The sequence below is a fragment of the Mycobacterium colombiense genome (genome assembly GCF_003284935.1).
GTDB classification, from domain to species: domain Bacteria; phylum Actinomycetota; class Actinomycetes; order Mycobacteriales; family Mycobacteriaceae; genus Mycobacterium; species Mycobacterium arosiense_A.
In genome coordinates, this window is record NZ_QMEV01000006.1 from 89,888 (window position 1) to 105,738 (window position 15,851).

16 protein-coding genes and 1 tRNA gene are annotated in these 15,851 nt (G+C 67.5%); 8 read left to right on the top strand and 9 right to left on the bottom strand.

What is annotated here, in order from left to right:
- Positions 1–167 precede the first annotated feature (167 nt).
- The 7 genes from DQP57_RS05060 to DQP57_RS26795 form a co-directional block, all read right to left on the bottom strand.
- Positions 168–1,703 (bottom strand): sensor histidine kinase, encoded by a 1,536-nt coding sequence (locus DQP57_RS05060; protein WP_112631950.1) that lies wholly within the window; start codon positions 1,701–1,703, stop codon positions 168–170.
- The gene (locus tag DQP57_RS05065) at positions 1,700–2,473 is read right to left on the bottom strand and encodes a response regulator transcription factor (RefSeq protein ID WP_112631951.1); all 774 of its coding nucleotides are present in this window, start codon (positions 2,471–2,473) and stop codon (positions 1,700–1,702) included. The genes DQP57_RS05060 and DQP57_RS05065 overlap by 4 nt, the downstream gene beginning before the upstream one ends.
- 294 nt (positions 2,474–2,767) lie before the next feature.
- Positions 2,768–3,052 carry a WXG100 family type VII secretion target gene (locus tag DQP57_RS05070; RefSeq protein ID WP_007771417.1) on the bottom strand — a complete coding sequence of 95 codons (285 nt, stop codon included), beginning with the start codon at positions 3,050–3,052 and terminating at the stop codon, positions 2,768–2,770.
- Positions 3,053–3,096: 44 nt separating this feature from the next.
- The gene (locus DQP57_RS05075; RefSeq protein WP_007168951.1) at positions 3,097–3,393 is read right to left on the bottom strand and encodes a WXG100 family type VII secretion target; all 297 of its coding nucleotides are present in this window, start codon (positions 3,391–3,393) and stop codon (positions 3,097–3,099) included.
- A 160-nt stretch (positions 3,394–3,553) separates the two neighbouring features.
- On the bottom strand, positions 3,554–4,711 hold the full coding sequence (locus DQP57_RS05080; RefSeq protein WP_112631952.1) for a PPE family protein: 1,158 nt from the start codon (positions 4,709–4,711) through the stop codon (positions 3,554–3,556).
- 71 nt (positions 4,712–4,782) lie between these two features.
- Positions 4,783–5,691 carry a PPE family protein, SVP subgroup gene (locus tag DQP57_RS05085; protein WP_112631953.1) on the bottom strand — a complete coding sequence of 303 codons (909 nt, stop codon included), beginning with the start codon at positions 5,689–5,691 and terminating at the stop codon, positions 4,783–4,785.
- Between the two features lie 130 nt (positions 5,692–5,821).
- Positions 5,822–5,959, bottom strand: coding sequence for a hypothetical protein (locus DQP57_RS26795; protein WP_165821749.1), 138 nt, complete (start codon positions 5,957–5,959; stop codon positions 5,822–5,824).
- Between the two features lie 85 nt (positions 5,960–6,044).
- Between DQP57_RS26795 and DQP57_RS05090 the strand changes: the two genes are divergently transcribed.
- A tRNA-Leu gene (locus DQP57_RS05090) sits at positions 6,045–6,118 on the top strand.
- A gap of 182 nt (positions 6,119–6,300) precedes the next feature.
- Here DQP57_RS05090 and DQP57_RS05095 read toward each other — a convergent pair.
- Both DQP57_RS05095 and DQP57_RS05100 read right to left on the bottom strand, forming a co-directional pair.
- Positions 6,301–7,482: a serine/threonine-protein kinase gene (locus tag DQP57_RS05095; protein ID WP_112631954.1), complete on the bottom strand. Its 1,182-nt coding sequence runs from the start codon at positions 7,480–7,482 to the stop codon at positions 6,301–6,303.
- Between the two features lie 431 nt (positions 7,483–7,913).
- Positions 7,914–8,243 carry a DUF732 domain-containing protein gene (locus DQP57_RS05100; RefSeq protein ID WP_112631955.1) on the bottom strand — a complete coding sequence of 110 codons (330 nt, stop codon included), beginning with the start codon at positions 8,241–8,243 and terminating at the stop codon, positions 7,914–7,916.
- A gap of 169 nt (positions 8,244–8,412) precedes the next feature.
- Here DQP57_RS05100 and DQP57_RS05105 point away from each other — a divergent pair, with 169 nt between their 5' ends.
- From DQP57_RS05105 to DQP57_RS05135, 7 genes are all read left to right on the top strand, one after another.
- On the top strand, positions 8,413–9,639 hold the full coding sequence (locus DQP57_RS05105) for a methyltransferase (RefSeq protein WP_112632004.1): 1,227 nt from the start codon (positions 8,413–8,415) through the stop codon (positions 9,637–9,639).
- Positions 9,640–9,768: 129 nt separating this feature from the next.
- The gene (locus DQP57_RS05110; RefSeq protein WP_112631956.1) at positions 9,769–10,575 is read left to right on the top strand and encodes a hypothetical protein; all 807 of its coding nucleotides are present in this window, start codon (positions 9,769–9,771) and stop codon (positions 10,573–10,575) included.
- A 120-nt stretch (positions 10,576–10,695) separates the two neighbouring features.
- Positions 10,696–11,451 (top strand): dienelactone hydrolase family protein, encoded by a 756-nt coding sequence (locus DQP57_RS05115; protein ID WP_112631957.1) that lies wholly within the window; start codon positions 10,696–10,698, stop codon positions 11,449–11,451.
- 9 nt (positions 11,452–11,460) lie between these two features.
- A complete protein-coding gene (locus DQP57_RS05120; protein ID WP_112631958.1) occupies positions 11,461–11,733 on the top strand; it encodes a DUF6295 family protein in 273 nt (90 codons plus the stop codon).
- A gap of 7 nt (positions 11,734–11,740) precedes the next feature.
- On the top strand, positions 11,741–12,511 hold the full coding sequence (locus DQP57_RS05125) for a DUF427 domain-containing protein (protein WP_112631959.1): 771 nt from the start codon (positions 11,741–11,743) through the stop codon (positions 12,509–12,511).
- Between the two features lie 391 nt (positions 12,512–12,902).
- Positions 12,903–14,018, top strand: a complete 1,116-nt coding sequence (locus DQP57_RS05130) for a WD40 repeat domain-containing protein (protein ID WP_240631679.1) — start codon at positions 12,903–12,905, stop codon at positions 14,016–14,018.
- Positions 14,019–14,188: 170 nt separating this feature from the next.
- Entirely contained in the window at positions 14,189–15,805 is a 1,617-nt protein-coding gene (locus DQP57_RS05135) for a long-chain fatty acid--CoA ligase (RefSeq protein WP_430918060.1), read from the top strand.
- Positions 15,806–15,851 lie beyond the last annotated feature (46 nt).

Sequence of the window (15,851 nt, forward strand, 5' to 3'; positions counted from 1 at the left end):
CGACGAGCACCCACCTGCCAAGGTCAGCTCGAAATTAGCGCCGGTGTCGTCCGCCGGGGCGTCCGGTTGACGGTTTCCTAACAGCGCGGCAGCGGCTCTTTACGGTTCCTTAACGGCCCGCCGAGCCGGTAAATGCGCAGACAAAGTGCGAGTAGGGGCCGGGGGAATTACCGGCTCGGCGCGGGGTGGGCCGGATCGTCGATCAACGGCAGCCGTACCCGGAAAATCGTGCTGCCCTCGGTGGATTCGGCCGTGACCGACCCGTGATGGGCCTTGACAATCGAACTGACGATGGCCAGACCCAGCCCGTTGCCCGAGCCGTTGGATCTCGATTTGTCGGCCCGAACGAACCGCTCGAACAACCTCGGTAGCAGGTCCTCGTCGATGCCGGGGCCGTCGTCGGTGACGGTCAACTCCGCGTAGGGTGCTCCGGGACCGTCACGGCGGCAAGCGATTCCGGTCGTCACCGTGACCCCGGGCGGGGTGTGCACGCGGGCGTTGCCGAGTAGATTGCTGACCGCCTGATGTAACCGGGCGTGATCGCCGCGCACCCACACCGGCTCGTCGGGCAGTTCTTTGACCCAGTGGTGGGTTAACGCGGCCACCCTCGCGTCATTGACGGCGTTGCTGACCACCTCGGCCAAATCGACGTCCTCGGATTGCAGGTCTTGGCCTTCGCCCAGCCGGGACAGCAGGAGCAATTCGTCGACGAGCAAGGCCATCCGCCGGGCCTCCGACTCGATGCGGGCCAACGCGTATTCCGTGGTGGGCGGCAGCGCCGAACTGTCCTGGCGGGTCAGTTCGGCATAGCCCTGGATGGCGGCCAGCGGTGTGCGCAATTCGTGGCTGGCGTCGGTAATGAACTGGCGCATCCGCAGGTCGGACTCGACGCGATGGGCGAGCGCGCTATCGACGTTGTCCAGCAAGCGATTCAGCGTGTGCCCGACGATGCCGACCTCGTTTTGCGGGTTGGTGTCCTGCGGCGGCACCCGGACGCTGATGCGGTGGTCGTCGCCGGTGAGTTGCAGGGCGGCGACATCGGCGGCGATCGCCGCCAGCCGGCGCAGCGGACGAAGCGTGTAGCCGACCACCCACACGGTGAGCCCGGCGGTGATCACCAACGCGGCCGCGGTGAGCACGGTGGTGGTGAGCTGTTTGCGCGCGATGATCCGGTCGGCGTGGCTCTGCGACACCCCGACCACGAGGACGTCGGACCCGACGACGGTGCTGTCGACGCGATGCGGCCCCAGCCGGCCGAGTGTTTCGGTGCGCGGCGGCCCGTCGCTCCATGATTGCGCTTGCAGGTCGCGGACGACGTCGGCCGGGGCGGGTTTCGGTTCGTCTTCGGAGAACACCGCCGATGCGATCACGGTGCCGTTGTGTAGTACGGCGATGAGGTTGCCGGGGGTCTGGCCGGTGAACTCCAGCATCGCCTGGGAGATCGGCGGGGTGCCGGGATGCGACGAAACGTGTTCGCCGTTCTTGTATTTCGTGTACTGGTGGCTCAACGCGTCCAGGGATTCGGTGACATCGGCGTCGCTCATGATGTTGACGTAGCTGCGCAGGCTCAGCACCGAGACGATTCCGACCGTCACCAGCACCACGCTGACCACGGCCAGCACCCCCAACAAGAGCTGGCGGCGCAGCGAGTGGGGAAACCACCGGGAAAAGCCCCGGGGGGCGGTGTCCCGGTCTCGGGTCATTCCGCCGGCCGAAGCATGTACCCCACCCCGCGCACGGTGTGGATCATCGGTTCGCGCCCGGAGTCGATCTTCTTTCGCAGGTACGAGATATAGAGATCCACGATGCTGGTCCGTCCGGCGAAGTCGTAATTCCAGACGCGGTCCAGGATCTCGGTGCGGCTCAGTGCGCGGCGGGGATTGCGCATGAGGAAGCGCAGCAGCTCGAATTCGGTGGAGGACAGCGATATCTGGTCGCCGGCACGGGTGACCTCCCGGCTGGCGCTGTCGACCTTGAGGTCGCCGACTTTGAGGGTTTCGGCGCTCGGCGTGGGTTGCTGGCCGGACCGGCGTAACAACCCGCGCAGCCGGGCGACCAATTCCTCGAGGCTGAACGGTTTGGTCATGTAGTCGTCGGCGCCCGCGGTCAGACCGGTGACCCGGTCCATCACCGAGTCACGCGCGGTGAGGAACAGGGTGGGGGTGTAGGTGTCGGACTGGCGCACGCGCTCCAGGATCCGCAACCCGTCCACGTCGGGAAGCATGATGTCGAGGACGAGGACGTCGGGGCTGACGCGCTCGAACTTGGCCATGGCCTCGCGCCCGTTGTGGGCGATGTCGACAACCCAGCCCTCGTAGTGCAGCGCCATCTTCACCAGATTGGTCAGCGCCGGCTCGTCGTCGACCAGCAAAACCCTGATGGGTGATCCGTCGGCGCGGGAGATCCTGGGCAGCTGCCCCAGGATCGCTTGGCGAGGGCGCTGCGCGCTGGAGTATCCCGGCATCACGGTCATGTTCCTACATTCTGGCAAGGCACATACCGGATTGTCACGGAGTTCATAGAGTTCTCAAATGTGAGCACACCATCGATGACCTCGGCCGGGGCCCCGTGCGCACCCGATGGGAACCGAACCCGGCGCGGCGATACGCCAGATCCGCTTGCGGCCCTTGCCGTTCCGCGTCCGGCGGCGAGCGGTCTGGCACGGCGCATCCAGTGTCGGTGCCGCACAGCAGCATTCGGTGATCGGCATACGAAAACCGGGGCCGCGCACCAGATCGGTGCGCGGCCCCGGCGTCGAACGAAGGTGTCAGGCCCAGCTGGACCCGACGGCGCTGTCGGTGCTGGCCATGTTGCTGCCCGCGGACTGAACCTTCTGTCCGTGGGAGTTGGCCTGCTCGTAGATGACCTGGAAGTTGCGACCCAACTGGGTGATGAACTCCTGGCATGCCACCGAACCCGCACCGCCCCAGAAGTCGCCGGCAGCAAGCACATCGCGAACGATGGCCTGGTGCTCGGCCTCCAAGGACGCGGCCTGGGCGCGGATCAAGGCACCGTGGGCGTCTACATCGCCGAACTGGTAGTTAATGCTCATTGGCTTTGCTCCTTAAAAGTGTTGTACAGCAGCGGTTTCGACCGCTAGCTGCTGAGGATCTGCTGCGAGGCCTGCTCTTGCTGCTCGTAGTTGTTCGCGTCGCGAATCAGTCCGTCACGCACGCCGTGGAGCATGTTGACGATGTTGCGGAAGGCCTGGTTGACCTGACCCATGGTGTCGTACGAGGTGGCCTGGGCCTGACCGCTCCAGCCCGAGCCGGCGATGTTCATCGACGACGCCCACATCTTGCGGGCCTCGTCCTCAACGGTCTGGGCGTGCACCTCGAAGCGGCCCGCCATCGCCCGCATCTCGTGCGGGTCGGTCATAAAACGAGTTGCCATGTCGGCTGTCTCCTATCTTCAAGCTTCAGTTCGCCGAAGTCTTAACAGTTGTACTTAATGCAGTGGTGGCCGCGTTGTAAACAGATTACGGCCTGCCGGTTAATTGCTCGCCTCAAACGGGTGACATGTACCCCCTTTTTCCCATATCAGCGTTCCCCTCTCAGACGACAACCTGTTTGGGCATGACGATCGGCTTGAAGCCATAGCGGGGTCCGGCCCCGTAGGCGCCGGCGCCCTTTGCTGCGGCCGCCATTCCGGGCATGCCGGGCATCGCGGTGACCGGCTCGGCGGCCTCGGAGGCGACGGTCCAACCCGAGCCCTCGAGCGGGGCGGCGGCCGACCAGCTGGCCGGCACCGAGAGGCCCCCGACCGCGGATGCCTCGCCGACGCTCGCCGAGGCCGCCGCGCCCAGACCGCCCGCCGGCGTCACCGCGCTCACCATCGCGCCTTCGGTGATGCCCGCGGCGCCGGCCGGCGCCACGTCACTGACGGCTGCCGCCGGGGCGGCCGAGGACAGGGTATGCCCGAGCGATACCCCGGTCGGGATGGCGTTCATGGTGAACCATGCCCCGGTGTTGACCGCGCCGTTGATGCCGTTGAGGACCGACGGGGTGCCCAGGAAGCCGTCGATCGACTGCAGCAGGTCGGTGCTCTGGAAGGGGAGCGAGGCGCTGACCGATGCGAGCGGGTCGGCGGCCGAGGTGATGGGCGCATCCAATGCCTGGACTGTGCCGCTGGTGGCGTCACTGGCCAGCGCGCTGTTGTCGATGGCCGTGGCGGCCGCCGGGTCGGTGGTCGACGTCAGCGGTGTCACCGGCTGCAGGGTGCCCGCCGCCGCCGACGCCGCCTGGTAGGTGGCCATCATGGTGGCGTCCTGGACCCACATCTCGGCGTACTGGGCCTCGGTCGCGGCGATCGCGGCGGAGTTGACGCCCAGGAAGTTGGTTGCGACCAGGGTGGCCAGCAACGACCTGTTGGCCGCGATCACCGGCGGGGGCACCGTCGCCGCGAACGCGGCCTCGTATGCGGCCGCCGACGCGGTGGCCTGGGCGCTGGCCTGCTCGAGCGCGGCCGCCGTGGTGGTCAGGTAGGACACGATGGGCTGGGCCGCGGCCGCCGCGGCCGCCGAGCCGCCGCCCGTCCACTGCTCGGTGGTGAGCAACGAGATGATCGACTCCCACTGGCTGGCGGTCGTGCTGATCTCGGCCGACAGGTTGGCGTAGGCGGTGGCGGCGGCCATCAGCGGCCCGGAGCCGGCGCCCGCGTACATGAGCGACGAAGTGATCTCTGGTGGTACACCCGCAAAATCAAGAACCATTTCTAATTCCGTTCCCTTCGGTGTGAAAACTGGTGCGTTGCTGGCTTATGCGCGCGTCGTTGTCCGCCGCCTTAGAGGCTCGACGCCTTCGGCATGACGATGGGCTTGACGCCGTAGCGCGGCGCACCGAAGCCCGCGCTGTTGCGGGCCATCGCGCCCATGCCCGGCATGCCCGGCACGATCGTTCCGGCGCCGGCCTGCGGCGCGGCGGCGGTCCAGCCGACCGTCTGCAGCGGCGCGGCGGCGGTGCCTGCCACGGGGGTGACCGAACCGGCCCAGGTCGGCGGCACCGAGAGCTTGCTGACCATGGTCGCCTGGCCCATCGCCGCCGCCGGCATCGCACCCATGCCGGCCATGGCGGGGGTGGCCGGTGCGGTCGACGCTGCCAGGTCGGCGGCGCCGGCCGCGGCGGCGGCGTCACCGGTGTCCGAGGCGGCGGCGGGAAGCAGACCGCCACCGGCCATGCCGAGCAGGTCGGATCCGGCCGACGCCCAGTTGCCGGCGCCGATGTTCAAGATGTTGGCGCCGTTGCTGGACAGGCCGAACATTCCGCCGAGCATGGACGGGTTGGTGTAGTTGCCGGTGCCGCCCAGCAGGTACTGGAGGATGTCCAGGCCGCTGGTGCCCGGGCCGGCGGTGGCGGCGGGGCTCGCGGCGGCGGAGACCAGGTCCGAATTCGACAGCAGGGCCTGGGCCGCGTTGACGGTTTCGGTGTCGCCGTAGCTGTTGGAGCTGATGCCCAGGGTGCTTGCGTACTGCTCCAGCAACGTCTGCGCCTCGGCCGCGATCGACTGGTAGGTGGTGCCGTAGGTGGAGAAGAGGATCGCTTGCTGGGCCGATACCGGGTCGGCCGCCGCCGGGGCGATGACGGTGGTCGCCGCCGCCGCGCCCGCGTTCTGCGCCGCCAGATTGGTGTTGATTCCGCTGAGCAGCTGCTCCGCGGCTAACATTTCTTCAGTTTGCGTTGTCAGAAAAGACATCCAATGCTCCTAATGTCGGAACGAGTCGACCCCCGGCGTGGATCGACCTGTGTGTGCACGTAAAGACCCCTGTGCGTGTGCGTAAGGCTAATAACCCACACCCTCACGTTGCCCACCCAAAGGGCAGGCGTTACAGCCGTTTACGGGTTTTTAACGATACGGGCGTCAGTTTTAACAAGGCCCTGTCGCAGGACATGGTGATGTCACTCGGGTCGAGGCGCCGATAAGGGAATTCCCGCGCGGCGCGCGGATCGTAGCCGATGCCCATCCGGTCCGCATGTTGTACATCTGGCTAATTAGCCAGGCGATGCGATGCCGCGCGGGCGGCCGCGACGCGCTAGATTCGCCGCCGGGCCCCCATAGCCCAATTGGCAGAGGCAGCGGACTTAAAATCCGCCCAGTGTCGGTTCGAGTCCGACTGGGGGCACCGGGTCGGCCGGGTTTGGCGGCGGACCGGCTCCCGGTGCGCCGCACTGGAACGTAGCCGCATCGCATGGGCTTGTCGGGCACGTTGTGATGATGAAACACCTTGGAGCGCAGGGGCGTTCAGCGACTCACACCAGGAACGCGGGCGGGGCGGCGCTGCTCGTGTCGATGCTGAGCCTGGGCTCAGTCTCCGTGACCACCGCCATTGCCCTTGCCGTGTCCCTTACCTGGACCGTGCCAGGGCGGGGCCACAGGCTGTGGTGCCGGCGGGGACGGTGTCGGCGGTGGGGCATTGCTGACCGGAACCGGCGAGGGCGTGGCGGTGGTCGCCGGCTCGACAGGTGCGTGGGAGGACGACGCATCAAGCGCGAGTCCCAGTGGGATGAGAATCAGGACCGCCAAGACCGCCAGGACGCCCAGCAACTTTCGCCTGCGGCTCGTCGGCGGAACCAGCGCTGGGACGAAAGTGTTCGTCGGCGAGTTGGGCACCGGCACCTCGAGCGGCTTGGTAGCCGGGTGCCTTCGTGGGGCGGCCCGCACGCCTGCCGCCACGTCAAGGCGGCCGTGCAGCGCGGCGCGCATCTCGTCGGCGCTGCCAAACCGCCGCCCAGGGTCGTGCGCCATCGCGCGTTCGATGACCATGATCAGCCGGGGATCGACGTCGGGCCTCAGCCCGGCCAGTGGCGGCGGCCGCCCGTGCAGAATGGCGCCGGCGAGCGCGGCCATGTTCTCCTGCGGAAACGGGCGGTGCCCGGCGAGCGCTTCGTAACCGACGACGCCGAGCGCATAGAGATCGTCGGCTACACACGCAGGCGCACCGGCGATCCGCTCGGGGCTCAGATAAGCAATGGTGCCGAGGATCTGACCGGTCAGCGTGTTCGTCGCCTCCGGAAGCTTGGCAATCCCAAAGTCCGCGACCTTCACGATCTCGCCGCCGGCGGCAATCAGGATGTTTCCCGGCTTGATGTCGCGGTGCAGGATGGCGGCGCCGTGGGCTGCGCTCAGCGCGGCGAGGACATTGTCGAGCAGGACCCGCACCCGCAGTTGCGCCAGCGGACCACGGGCCAGCTCGTGAGCCAAGGTTTCCCCGGGCAGCCGTTCCATCACGATGAACGGCTGGCCGTCCTGCTCGCCACTGTCGTAGACCGCGACGATATTCGGATGGTTGAGCGCCGCTGCAGCACACGCTTCGGCGTCAAAGCGATTCCGCATGCCGCTCTGGGCGCACACCGCGGGGTGTAGGAGCTTGATCGCGATCGGTCGGCGCAGTCGGGTGTCCCAGCCCTCGCGAACCTCGGCCATGCCGCCACTTCCGAGTTTGCCGCCCACCTCATAGCGGTCGGCGAGCAACACTCGGGTGTTCATTCGCTCTGCAAACTCCGTGCCGCTGCGGTCAGAATCGTGCCGTCGTTTACCCCGACAGCGACGGCCCAAAACTCCACCCCGGCCGCGGGCCGGCCAATCGGGGGCGCACGGGCGCAGGGTCAAGGTTTGCGAGGACGCGGAATCGGGGTAGGCGTAGCGCGCAAGCGCATTCCGGGGCGGTCTGATCGGGAAGAACGCTCGGGCGTTTATCGGTCTAGTACACAGTCCTCATATGTGAGAAGTCTTCTGATGAATGTTGCGTCCCTAAGTCACGATCTGTACGGATTCGCCATCGAGTTGCGTCAGCTGGCCTACAGCATGCCCGGCGGACACGAAGATCCCGTTGGTGCGCCTGAGCGAGCGAATGATCCAATACGCCCAGGAGGAAGGCCGCGACCGGTAGTCGATCGCTGGGCCTAGCGCGCGGTGTCCTACATTTTGCTGCGGAATTCGGGGCAGTACGACGCCGTCGCCGCCCCGATCACGGTGCCGGCCCCGTTGGTGCTCAGCCCCAGCGACTTCTGCACGTCGTCGACGGTTTGGGCCATGGTGTCCCCGCCCGCCCAGTCCGCGCACACCGCATGCCCGACGTTGATCATCGTCTGGTCGTTGCCGGCTGGCCAGCTGAGCCCCCGTTGGGTCAGGGCGCGCAGGAAGTTGTCGTCGGCGGCGTCGGCCGTGGCGGTCGGTGCGGTGGCGAGGACGACGAACGCGGCCAGGCCGATGGCGATCGGGCCGCTCAACCGTGCGGTGTTCTTCATGCGTTCACTCCTCGCCCTCACTGGTGCAGGAACCGAATCTTAATTGTGCGCGCCCGCATCGGCAGGTCGGAACGAATCGCGCCGCCGTCCCCACCGCCGAATGTGGCAAGCGCAGTATGTTTCGTCGTACGGTTGCGCGATCTGCCACCGCGAAGGAGCCAGCGCCGAAGTGACCGAGGATCCGCGGGGCGACGGCGTCTCCCGTCAATACGATCGGTGGGAATATCCGCCCCCGGTAACCGATCTCGCGGCGTGGACCACGAACCACTGGGATTGGTTCGACCCCTACTGGGCCCATCGAATGATGTGGCCGAACCGCGACTACAAGCCGGATCTCGACATTCTCGTCGCGGGATGCGGCACGTTCCAGGCGGCCGTGCTGGCCTACATGAACCGCGCAGCCCACGTCGTGGCGATCGACGTCAGCCGGTCAGCGCTGGATCACCATCGGCGGCTGAAAGACAAGCACGGCCTGGACAATCTGGACCTGCATCTGCTTCCCGTCGAAGAGGTCTCGGCGTTGTCGAGCGACTTCGACCTGATCGTCTCCAGCGGCGTCTTGCACCACACGGCCGACCCGTTGGCCGGGCTGACCGCGCTCGGCGAGTGCCTGCGGACCGACGGCGCGCTGGGCGTCATGCTCTACGCGAAATATGGCCGGATCGGCGTCGACATGCTCGAATCGGCGTTCCGCGACCTCGGACTGTCCCAGGACGAGACGTCGGTCCAGCTGGTCGTGCAGGCTCTTGCGGTGCTGCCGCCGGACCACCCGGTGCGCCCCTACCTGCGAAGCGCGACCGACCTGATGACGGAGGGCGCCCTGGTCGACACGTTTTTGCATGCCCGCCAACGGAGCTACACCGTCGACGAATGTCTGGACCTGGTGGCCGCGGCGGGCCTGACGTTTCAGGGCTGGCTGCGCAATTCGCCCTATTACCCGCACGACTTCATCGCGCCGGCGAGCGGGTTCCAGTCGCTGGTGAACCAGCTCCCCGACGCCAAGCTGTGGTCGGTGATGGAGCGCTTGCAACCGTCGAACGCCACCCACTTCTTCCTCGCCTGCTGCCCCGAACGCCCGAAACCGGACTATGCGATCGACTTCTCGGCTGCGGCATGCTTCGACTACGTCCCGCTGCTGCGCCCGGCCTGCGCACTGTCCGGCGAGACGATCCACCTGCCCGGCGCGACGCTGAAACTCAACCCGGCTCAGCTGCCCTTCGTCCAGCACGTCGACGGTCGTCGCACCATCGGAGAAATCGTGGATCGCGTGGCACAGCGCGACGACGTCGGGCCCGAAGACGGGGAGCGCGTGCGGGAATTCGCGCGCACGCTGTTCCGGTCGCTGTGGCGGCTGGACTTCCTGGCGATGGCGCTGACCCCGACGTCCACCGGGTAACGAGGAAACCGTTGTGGGAGTTAATGTTTGATGGGATCGAGCGGCGCCGGCGCAGTGGCCGTGACGCGCGGACCAAGATTTTGGGCCCGCCGACCGCGCAGCAAACCGCCACTCATACACTGACCCAGCATGGGCATGCTGTTCGGCCTCGCGCCGTGGATCGTGTATTGGGTACTCGTCGGTAACGTCCCGTTCGCCGCGGCCGTGCTGGTTGCGCTGGCTATCGCCGCCGTCAGCCTGGGCGCCGGCGGCGTGCTCGGCAGGAAGTGGCAGTTCTTCGACTTCGCCTCCGTCGCAGTGCTTTTGATCCTCGGCGTGCTGGCCTTCACCCTCGGTGAGTCGTTCCTCGAGCGGTGGATACTGCCGCTGAGCAACGCCGGCCTCTTCCTGGTGACGCTGATCGGGGTGCTGGTCGGCAAGCCCTTCGTGGCCGAGTTCGCGGCCGCCGAACACGCGCCCGACATCATCAAAACCGAGCTGTTCCGCCGGATCGTCAAGATCCTCAGCTGGCTCTGGGCCGCGACGTTCGCCGCGATGACGGTGTCGTCGGCCATCCCGTCGATCCTGGAAGGTCCCGCGGGCCCCGCCGGGACGACCGCCGCCCTCATGCTGGACACCAAGACCCCACTGTCCTTCCTGTGCTACTGGATCATTCCCTTCGGGCTGCTGGGGCTGGCGGCGGTGGCGTCGCGGCTGCTGCCGGACCGGATGCTGGTCGGGATCGACGACGTCGCACGGGAAACCTCGTTCGTCGCCTACGACGAAGCCACCATCGACGAGCTCTACTTCCTGGCCCAGGAGCACGCCAATCGCGAAGTGGGCCCCGGCAAGGAGGCCTACGCGGTCAAGGTCGGCGGGATGGGCACCCCGTTGACCGGGGACGAGTCCCGAAAGTCGTGGCCCTCCACCTACAAGGTGCGCGACAAGCGGCGCTGAACCCCACCGCGGTTCGGCTACGTTGGTTCTCGGCGGAGCGGCCCAGGACCGCCGCACGCGCTCCGCGTCCGGCACGGCCACACCGGAGAGTGCCCGCCGGGGCGGAGGAAGGGAGTCGCGATGAACGCACCCAGCGCGGACGCCATGCGCGCGGAGACCGTCACCATCATCGGCCATGGCGGCGACGAGATCGAGGCCTACCAGGCGGTGCCGCTCGCGCAGGGCTCGCGGGGCGGCGTCGTGTGGATCCACCACATGCCCGGATATGACCGCGAGACCAAGGAGTTCGTCCGCCGGCTCGCCGTCAGCGGCTACAACGCCGTCGCGCCCAACCTCTACTCGCGGGAAGCCCCGGGCGCCGCGCCCGACGACGCCGCCGCCGCGGCGCGGGCCGCGGGCGGGGTGCCCGACGACCGATTGGTCGGCGACGTCGCGGGCGCGGTGGAGCACCTGCGCTCCTTGCCGGGGGCTAACGGCAAGTACGGCGTCATCGGGCACTGCTCGGGCGGGCGGCACGCCTACCTGGCGGCCTGCTCGCTGCCGTTCGATGCGGCGGTGGACTGCTACGGTGCGTTCATCGTCGAGGATCCGCCCGAGGGCATGCCCAAGACCATGAAGCCGATCCTGGGCCTGGCCGGCAATCTCAGCTGTCCGCTGCTCGGCCTGTTCGGCCTCGACGACCGGTTTCCGGCGCCCGCCGCGGTGGCCACCCTGGACGCCGAACTCACCAAGCTCGACAAGCCGCACGAATTCCACTCCTATGAGGGCGCGGGCCATTCGTTCTTCTCCGTCGACCGTCCGGCGTACCGGCCGGAGGCCGCGGTGGACGGCTGGCAGCGCATCGACCAGTTCTTCGCCACCTACCTGAAAGGCTAGGGGTCTCCCATGTGCACCTATCTCACCGAACACGTCGAGATCGACGGCAGCGGCAAGGGTGCGACGGGATGGTTCGGGGCCAACCGCGCGACGGTGTACGTCGACCATCCCGTCCACGCGCCCTACGGCCACACGGTCAACATCGACGTGCTCAACCCGCAGCTCGGCCCGTCGGCGCGGGTGGCGCTGGAACTTACCGAGGAGAGCGCCCTGGCGCTGGCCGACGCCATCCACAAAGCCATCGGCCACGCACCGGCCGGGCTGGCCTCCAAGGACCAGTAGGTCAGCGATGACCGCCTCTGCCGACTATCCGCAGGCCGCCGCCGCCCGCGGCAGGATCGAACCCGCCCCGCGGCGGGTCCGTGGCTACCTCGGCGACGCGCTCGTCTTCGACACCACCGCCGCCCGATACGTGTGGGAAGTCCCTTACTACCCGCAGTACTACATCCCGCTCGCCGACGTCCGCACCGAGTTCCTGCGCGACGAAAACCACGCCCAGAAGGTGCAATTCGGCCCGTCGCGGTTGTACTCGCTGGTGGGTGGCGGCCAGACGCACGAGTCCGCCGCGCGGGTGTTCGACGCCGACGGTGACAGCGCGGTGGCCGGCACCGTGCGCTTCGAATGGAATCCGTTGCGCTGGTTCGAAGAAGACGAGCCGATCTACGGCCACCCGCGCAATCCGTACGCGCGCGTCGACGCCTTGCGCTCGCACCGGCACGTGCGGGTCGAACTCGACGGAATCACCTTGGCGGACACCGCTATTCCCGTGCTGCTGTTCGAAACAGGTTTGCCGACAAGGTATTACATCGATCCGACCGATGTGTCCTTCGAGCACCTGGAAACCAGCGCGACGCAGACATTGTGTCCGTACAAGGGAGTAACGTCGGGCTATTGGTCGGTGCGGCTGGGCGACACCGTGCACGAGGACCTGGCGTGGACCTACCACTATCCGCTGCCGGCGGTGGGGCAGATCGCCGGTCTTATCGCGTTCTACAACGAAAAACTCGATATCGTCGTCGACGGAGTCCGATTGGCAAGGCCGCAGACGAAGTTCAGCTAGGTCTACCGCGAGTGTGATCTTTCCCTCGTCGCGGCCCCAAGCCTGAGAATTCCTTATATATGCCCAGATAGCGCGGTCACCTGGACTGTTAGCGGCGGGAGCGAAATCCGCCGGAAGCGGGTTTGTCTGACTTTCGCTACGGGTAAGCCACTGCGATACAGCGTGATTGGAAGTCTGAGCAGAACGTAAGTGCGCGCAGTGACGTAGCTAACGCCGAGCCTCTCGAACTGCTTCGGTGCGATATGCGGCCAGTAGACTATCGAAAACCAGTCTCGTCAGTGCCTTTCGGTGCTGAGCGCCGGTGGATCCGATGGCCGGATCGTCGCGAACATCTCGGCGGCTTCGACACTCGACCACTAGAGCCGACAACCACAGCAAAGGCGGTATCAGCGTGAACGATGTGAACGGCCCTACGGCCGCGCACGACGAACGAGACGGGCGAGCCTTCGAGCTGGACACCACCTCGGTGGTCCGCGTCCCACTGCACAACGGCCCGATCAGCGATCTCGACATCAGCCCCGACGGGCGCCGGCTGGTGGTCACGAACTACGGCCGCGACATGGTCTCGGTCATCGACGCCAAGACCTGCCGTGTCTCGAGCACCGTCACCGGCCTGGCCGAGCCCTTCGCGGTCGCGATGAACAGCGCGGACGCCAACTATGCCTACGTCAGCACGGCGACCGCCGGCTACGACGCCATCGAAGTCATCGACGTCGTCACCAACTGGCGCATCGCCACCCACCGGCTCGCGCACAGCGTGAGCGGCCTCGCGGTGAGCCCGGACGGTCGCTACCTGTACGCCAGCAGAAACGCGGTGCGCGGTGCCGACGTGACGGTGCTGGACACCACCACCGGTGAGCTCGAGGTGATCGAGCTGGCGACCGAGACCGGCACCACCACCGAATGCGTGCGGGTCAGCGCCGACCGGCGCCGCTTGTACGTCGGCATGAACGGGCCGACCGGCGGGAGCCTCGCCATGATCGAGACCCGGACCCGCTCCGACAACCGCCGGGTCGGCGGCCGGTCGCGGATCGTCGGCGTGATCGAGGTCGGCCTGCCCGTGCGCGACGTCGCGCTCAGCGACGACGGCGCCACGGCGTACGTGGCGAGCTTCGATCCCGTGGCGGGCGCGGTGCTCGACGTGGTCGACACCCGGGCCACCACGATCGTCGCCACCCACAAGGTGCCCGAGATCACCGGCCCGCTCACGCGGATGACGCTGAGCCGCGACGGCGCGCGCGCCTACCTGGTGAGCGACGAACGCATCACGGTGCTGAGCATCCACCGGCAGGAGGTCGTCGGTGAGGTCAAGGTGTCCCACCACCCGTCCTGCGTGGTGGAAAGCCCCGACGGCGCCCATCTCTACGTCGCCGACTACTCCGGCGTGGTGACCGCGGCGCGCATCGCCTCGCCCGCGCCGCGGCCGCTCACCGACGCGACCGATCGCGACTTGTCGATCGCCGGCTGGCTGCCCGAGCTGGCGGAGTGGGAGCCGGTCCTGGCCTAGGGCCGGGTGGGGCCCAAAGCTGCCCCCGCCGAAGGGGATCCACCCATTCGATGACCAGTCCGGTCAGGCGCTGACACACTCTCGCCGAATTCGGGCTTAGGGTGGGAGGCGGCCGACGGCACAGGTGGTGCTGCGCCGAGAGTAAGGGCGGTGGATCAGTGGACGGCACCATGCAGGACTTTCCGTTGACGATCACCGCGATCATGCGGCACGGCTGCACCGTGCACGGCGCACGCACCGTCACCACCTTCACCGGGGACGGTTACCGGCGAACGACCTACCGCGAACTGGGCCAGCAGGCCGCCCAACTGGCGAATGGATTGCGCCGCCTCGGCGTCACCGGCGACCAGCGGGTGGGCACGTTCATGTGGAACAACGCCGAGCACCTCACCGCGTACCTCGCGTTGCCCTCGATGGGCGCGGTCCTGCACACCCTCAACATCCGCCTGTTCCCGGAGCAGATCGCCTTCGTCGCCAACGAGGCCGAGGACCAGGTGGTGCTGGTCGACGCGTCGCTGGTCAAACTGCTCGCACCCGTGCTGCCCGAGCTCGAGACCGTGCACACGGTGATCGTGGTCGGCGACGACACCGAACCGCTGCAGGGGCATGGCAAAACCGTGTTGCGCTACGCCGACGTCCTCGACGGCGAGCCCCCCGAGTTCGACTGGCCGCACATCGACGAGAACTCCGCGGCCGCGATGTGCTACACCAGCGGCACCACCGGCAACCCGAAAGGCGTTGTCTACAGCCATCGTTCGAGCTTCCTGCACACCATGGGCGCGTGCACCACCAACGGCATCGGCGTCGGGGCCACCGACAGCGTGCTGCCGATCGTGCCGATGTTCCACGCCAACGCCTGGGGCCTGCCGTATGCCGCGCTGATGGCCGGCGCCGACTTGGTGTTGCCCGACCGCCACCTCGACCCCCGGTCGCTGGTCCGGATGGTCGAGGAGCTGCGGCCCACCGTGACCGGCGCGGTGCCGACCATCTGGAACGGCGTCCTGCATCACCTCGAGGACGACCCCGACCACGACATGTCGTCGCTGCGGTTGGTGGTCTGCGGCGGCTCGGCCGTCCCGGTGTCGCTGATGCGCACCTTCGAGGAGAAGCACGATGTGCAGATCCGGCAGTTGTGGGGCATGACGGAGACGTCGCCGCTGGCCACCATGGCGTGGCCGCCGCCGGGAACCCCGGAGGACCAGCACTGGGCATTCCGCGGCACGCAGGGCCAGCCGGTCTGCGGGGTGGAGATGCGCATCGTCGACGACGAGGGTCAGGTGCTGCCGAACGACGGAACCGCCGTCGGCGAGGTCGAGGTGCGCGGACCGTGGATCGCCGGCTCCTACTACCTGGGCCGCGACGAGTCGAAGTTCGACTCCGGCTGGCTGCGCACCGGCGACGTGGGCCGCATCGACGAACGGGGTTTCGTCACCCTGACCGACCGCGCCAAGGACGTCATCAAATCCGGCGGCGAATGGATCTCCTCGGTCGAGTTGGAGAACATCTTGATCGGCCACCCGGACGTGGTCGAGGCCGCGGTGGTCGGGGTTCCCGACGAGCGCTGGGAGGAGCGGCCGCTCGCCGTGATCGTGGCCAAGGACGGCGCCTCGGTGAGCGCCGAACAGCTGCGAAAGTTCCTCGCCGACAAGGTCGTTCGATGGTGGCTGCCCGAGCGGTGGGCCTTCATCGACGAGATTCCGCGCACCAGTGTCGGCAAGTACGACAAGAAGACCATTCGGTCGCGCTACGCCGAAGACGGATACCAGGTGGTCGAAGCGCACGGGTGAACGCGGCGGGCCGAAAGACCTGTCCGCTCTGCTGACGGCCTGAGCC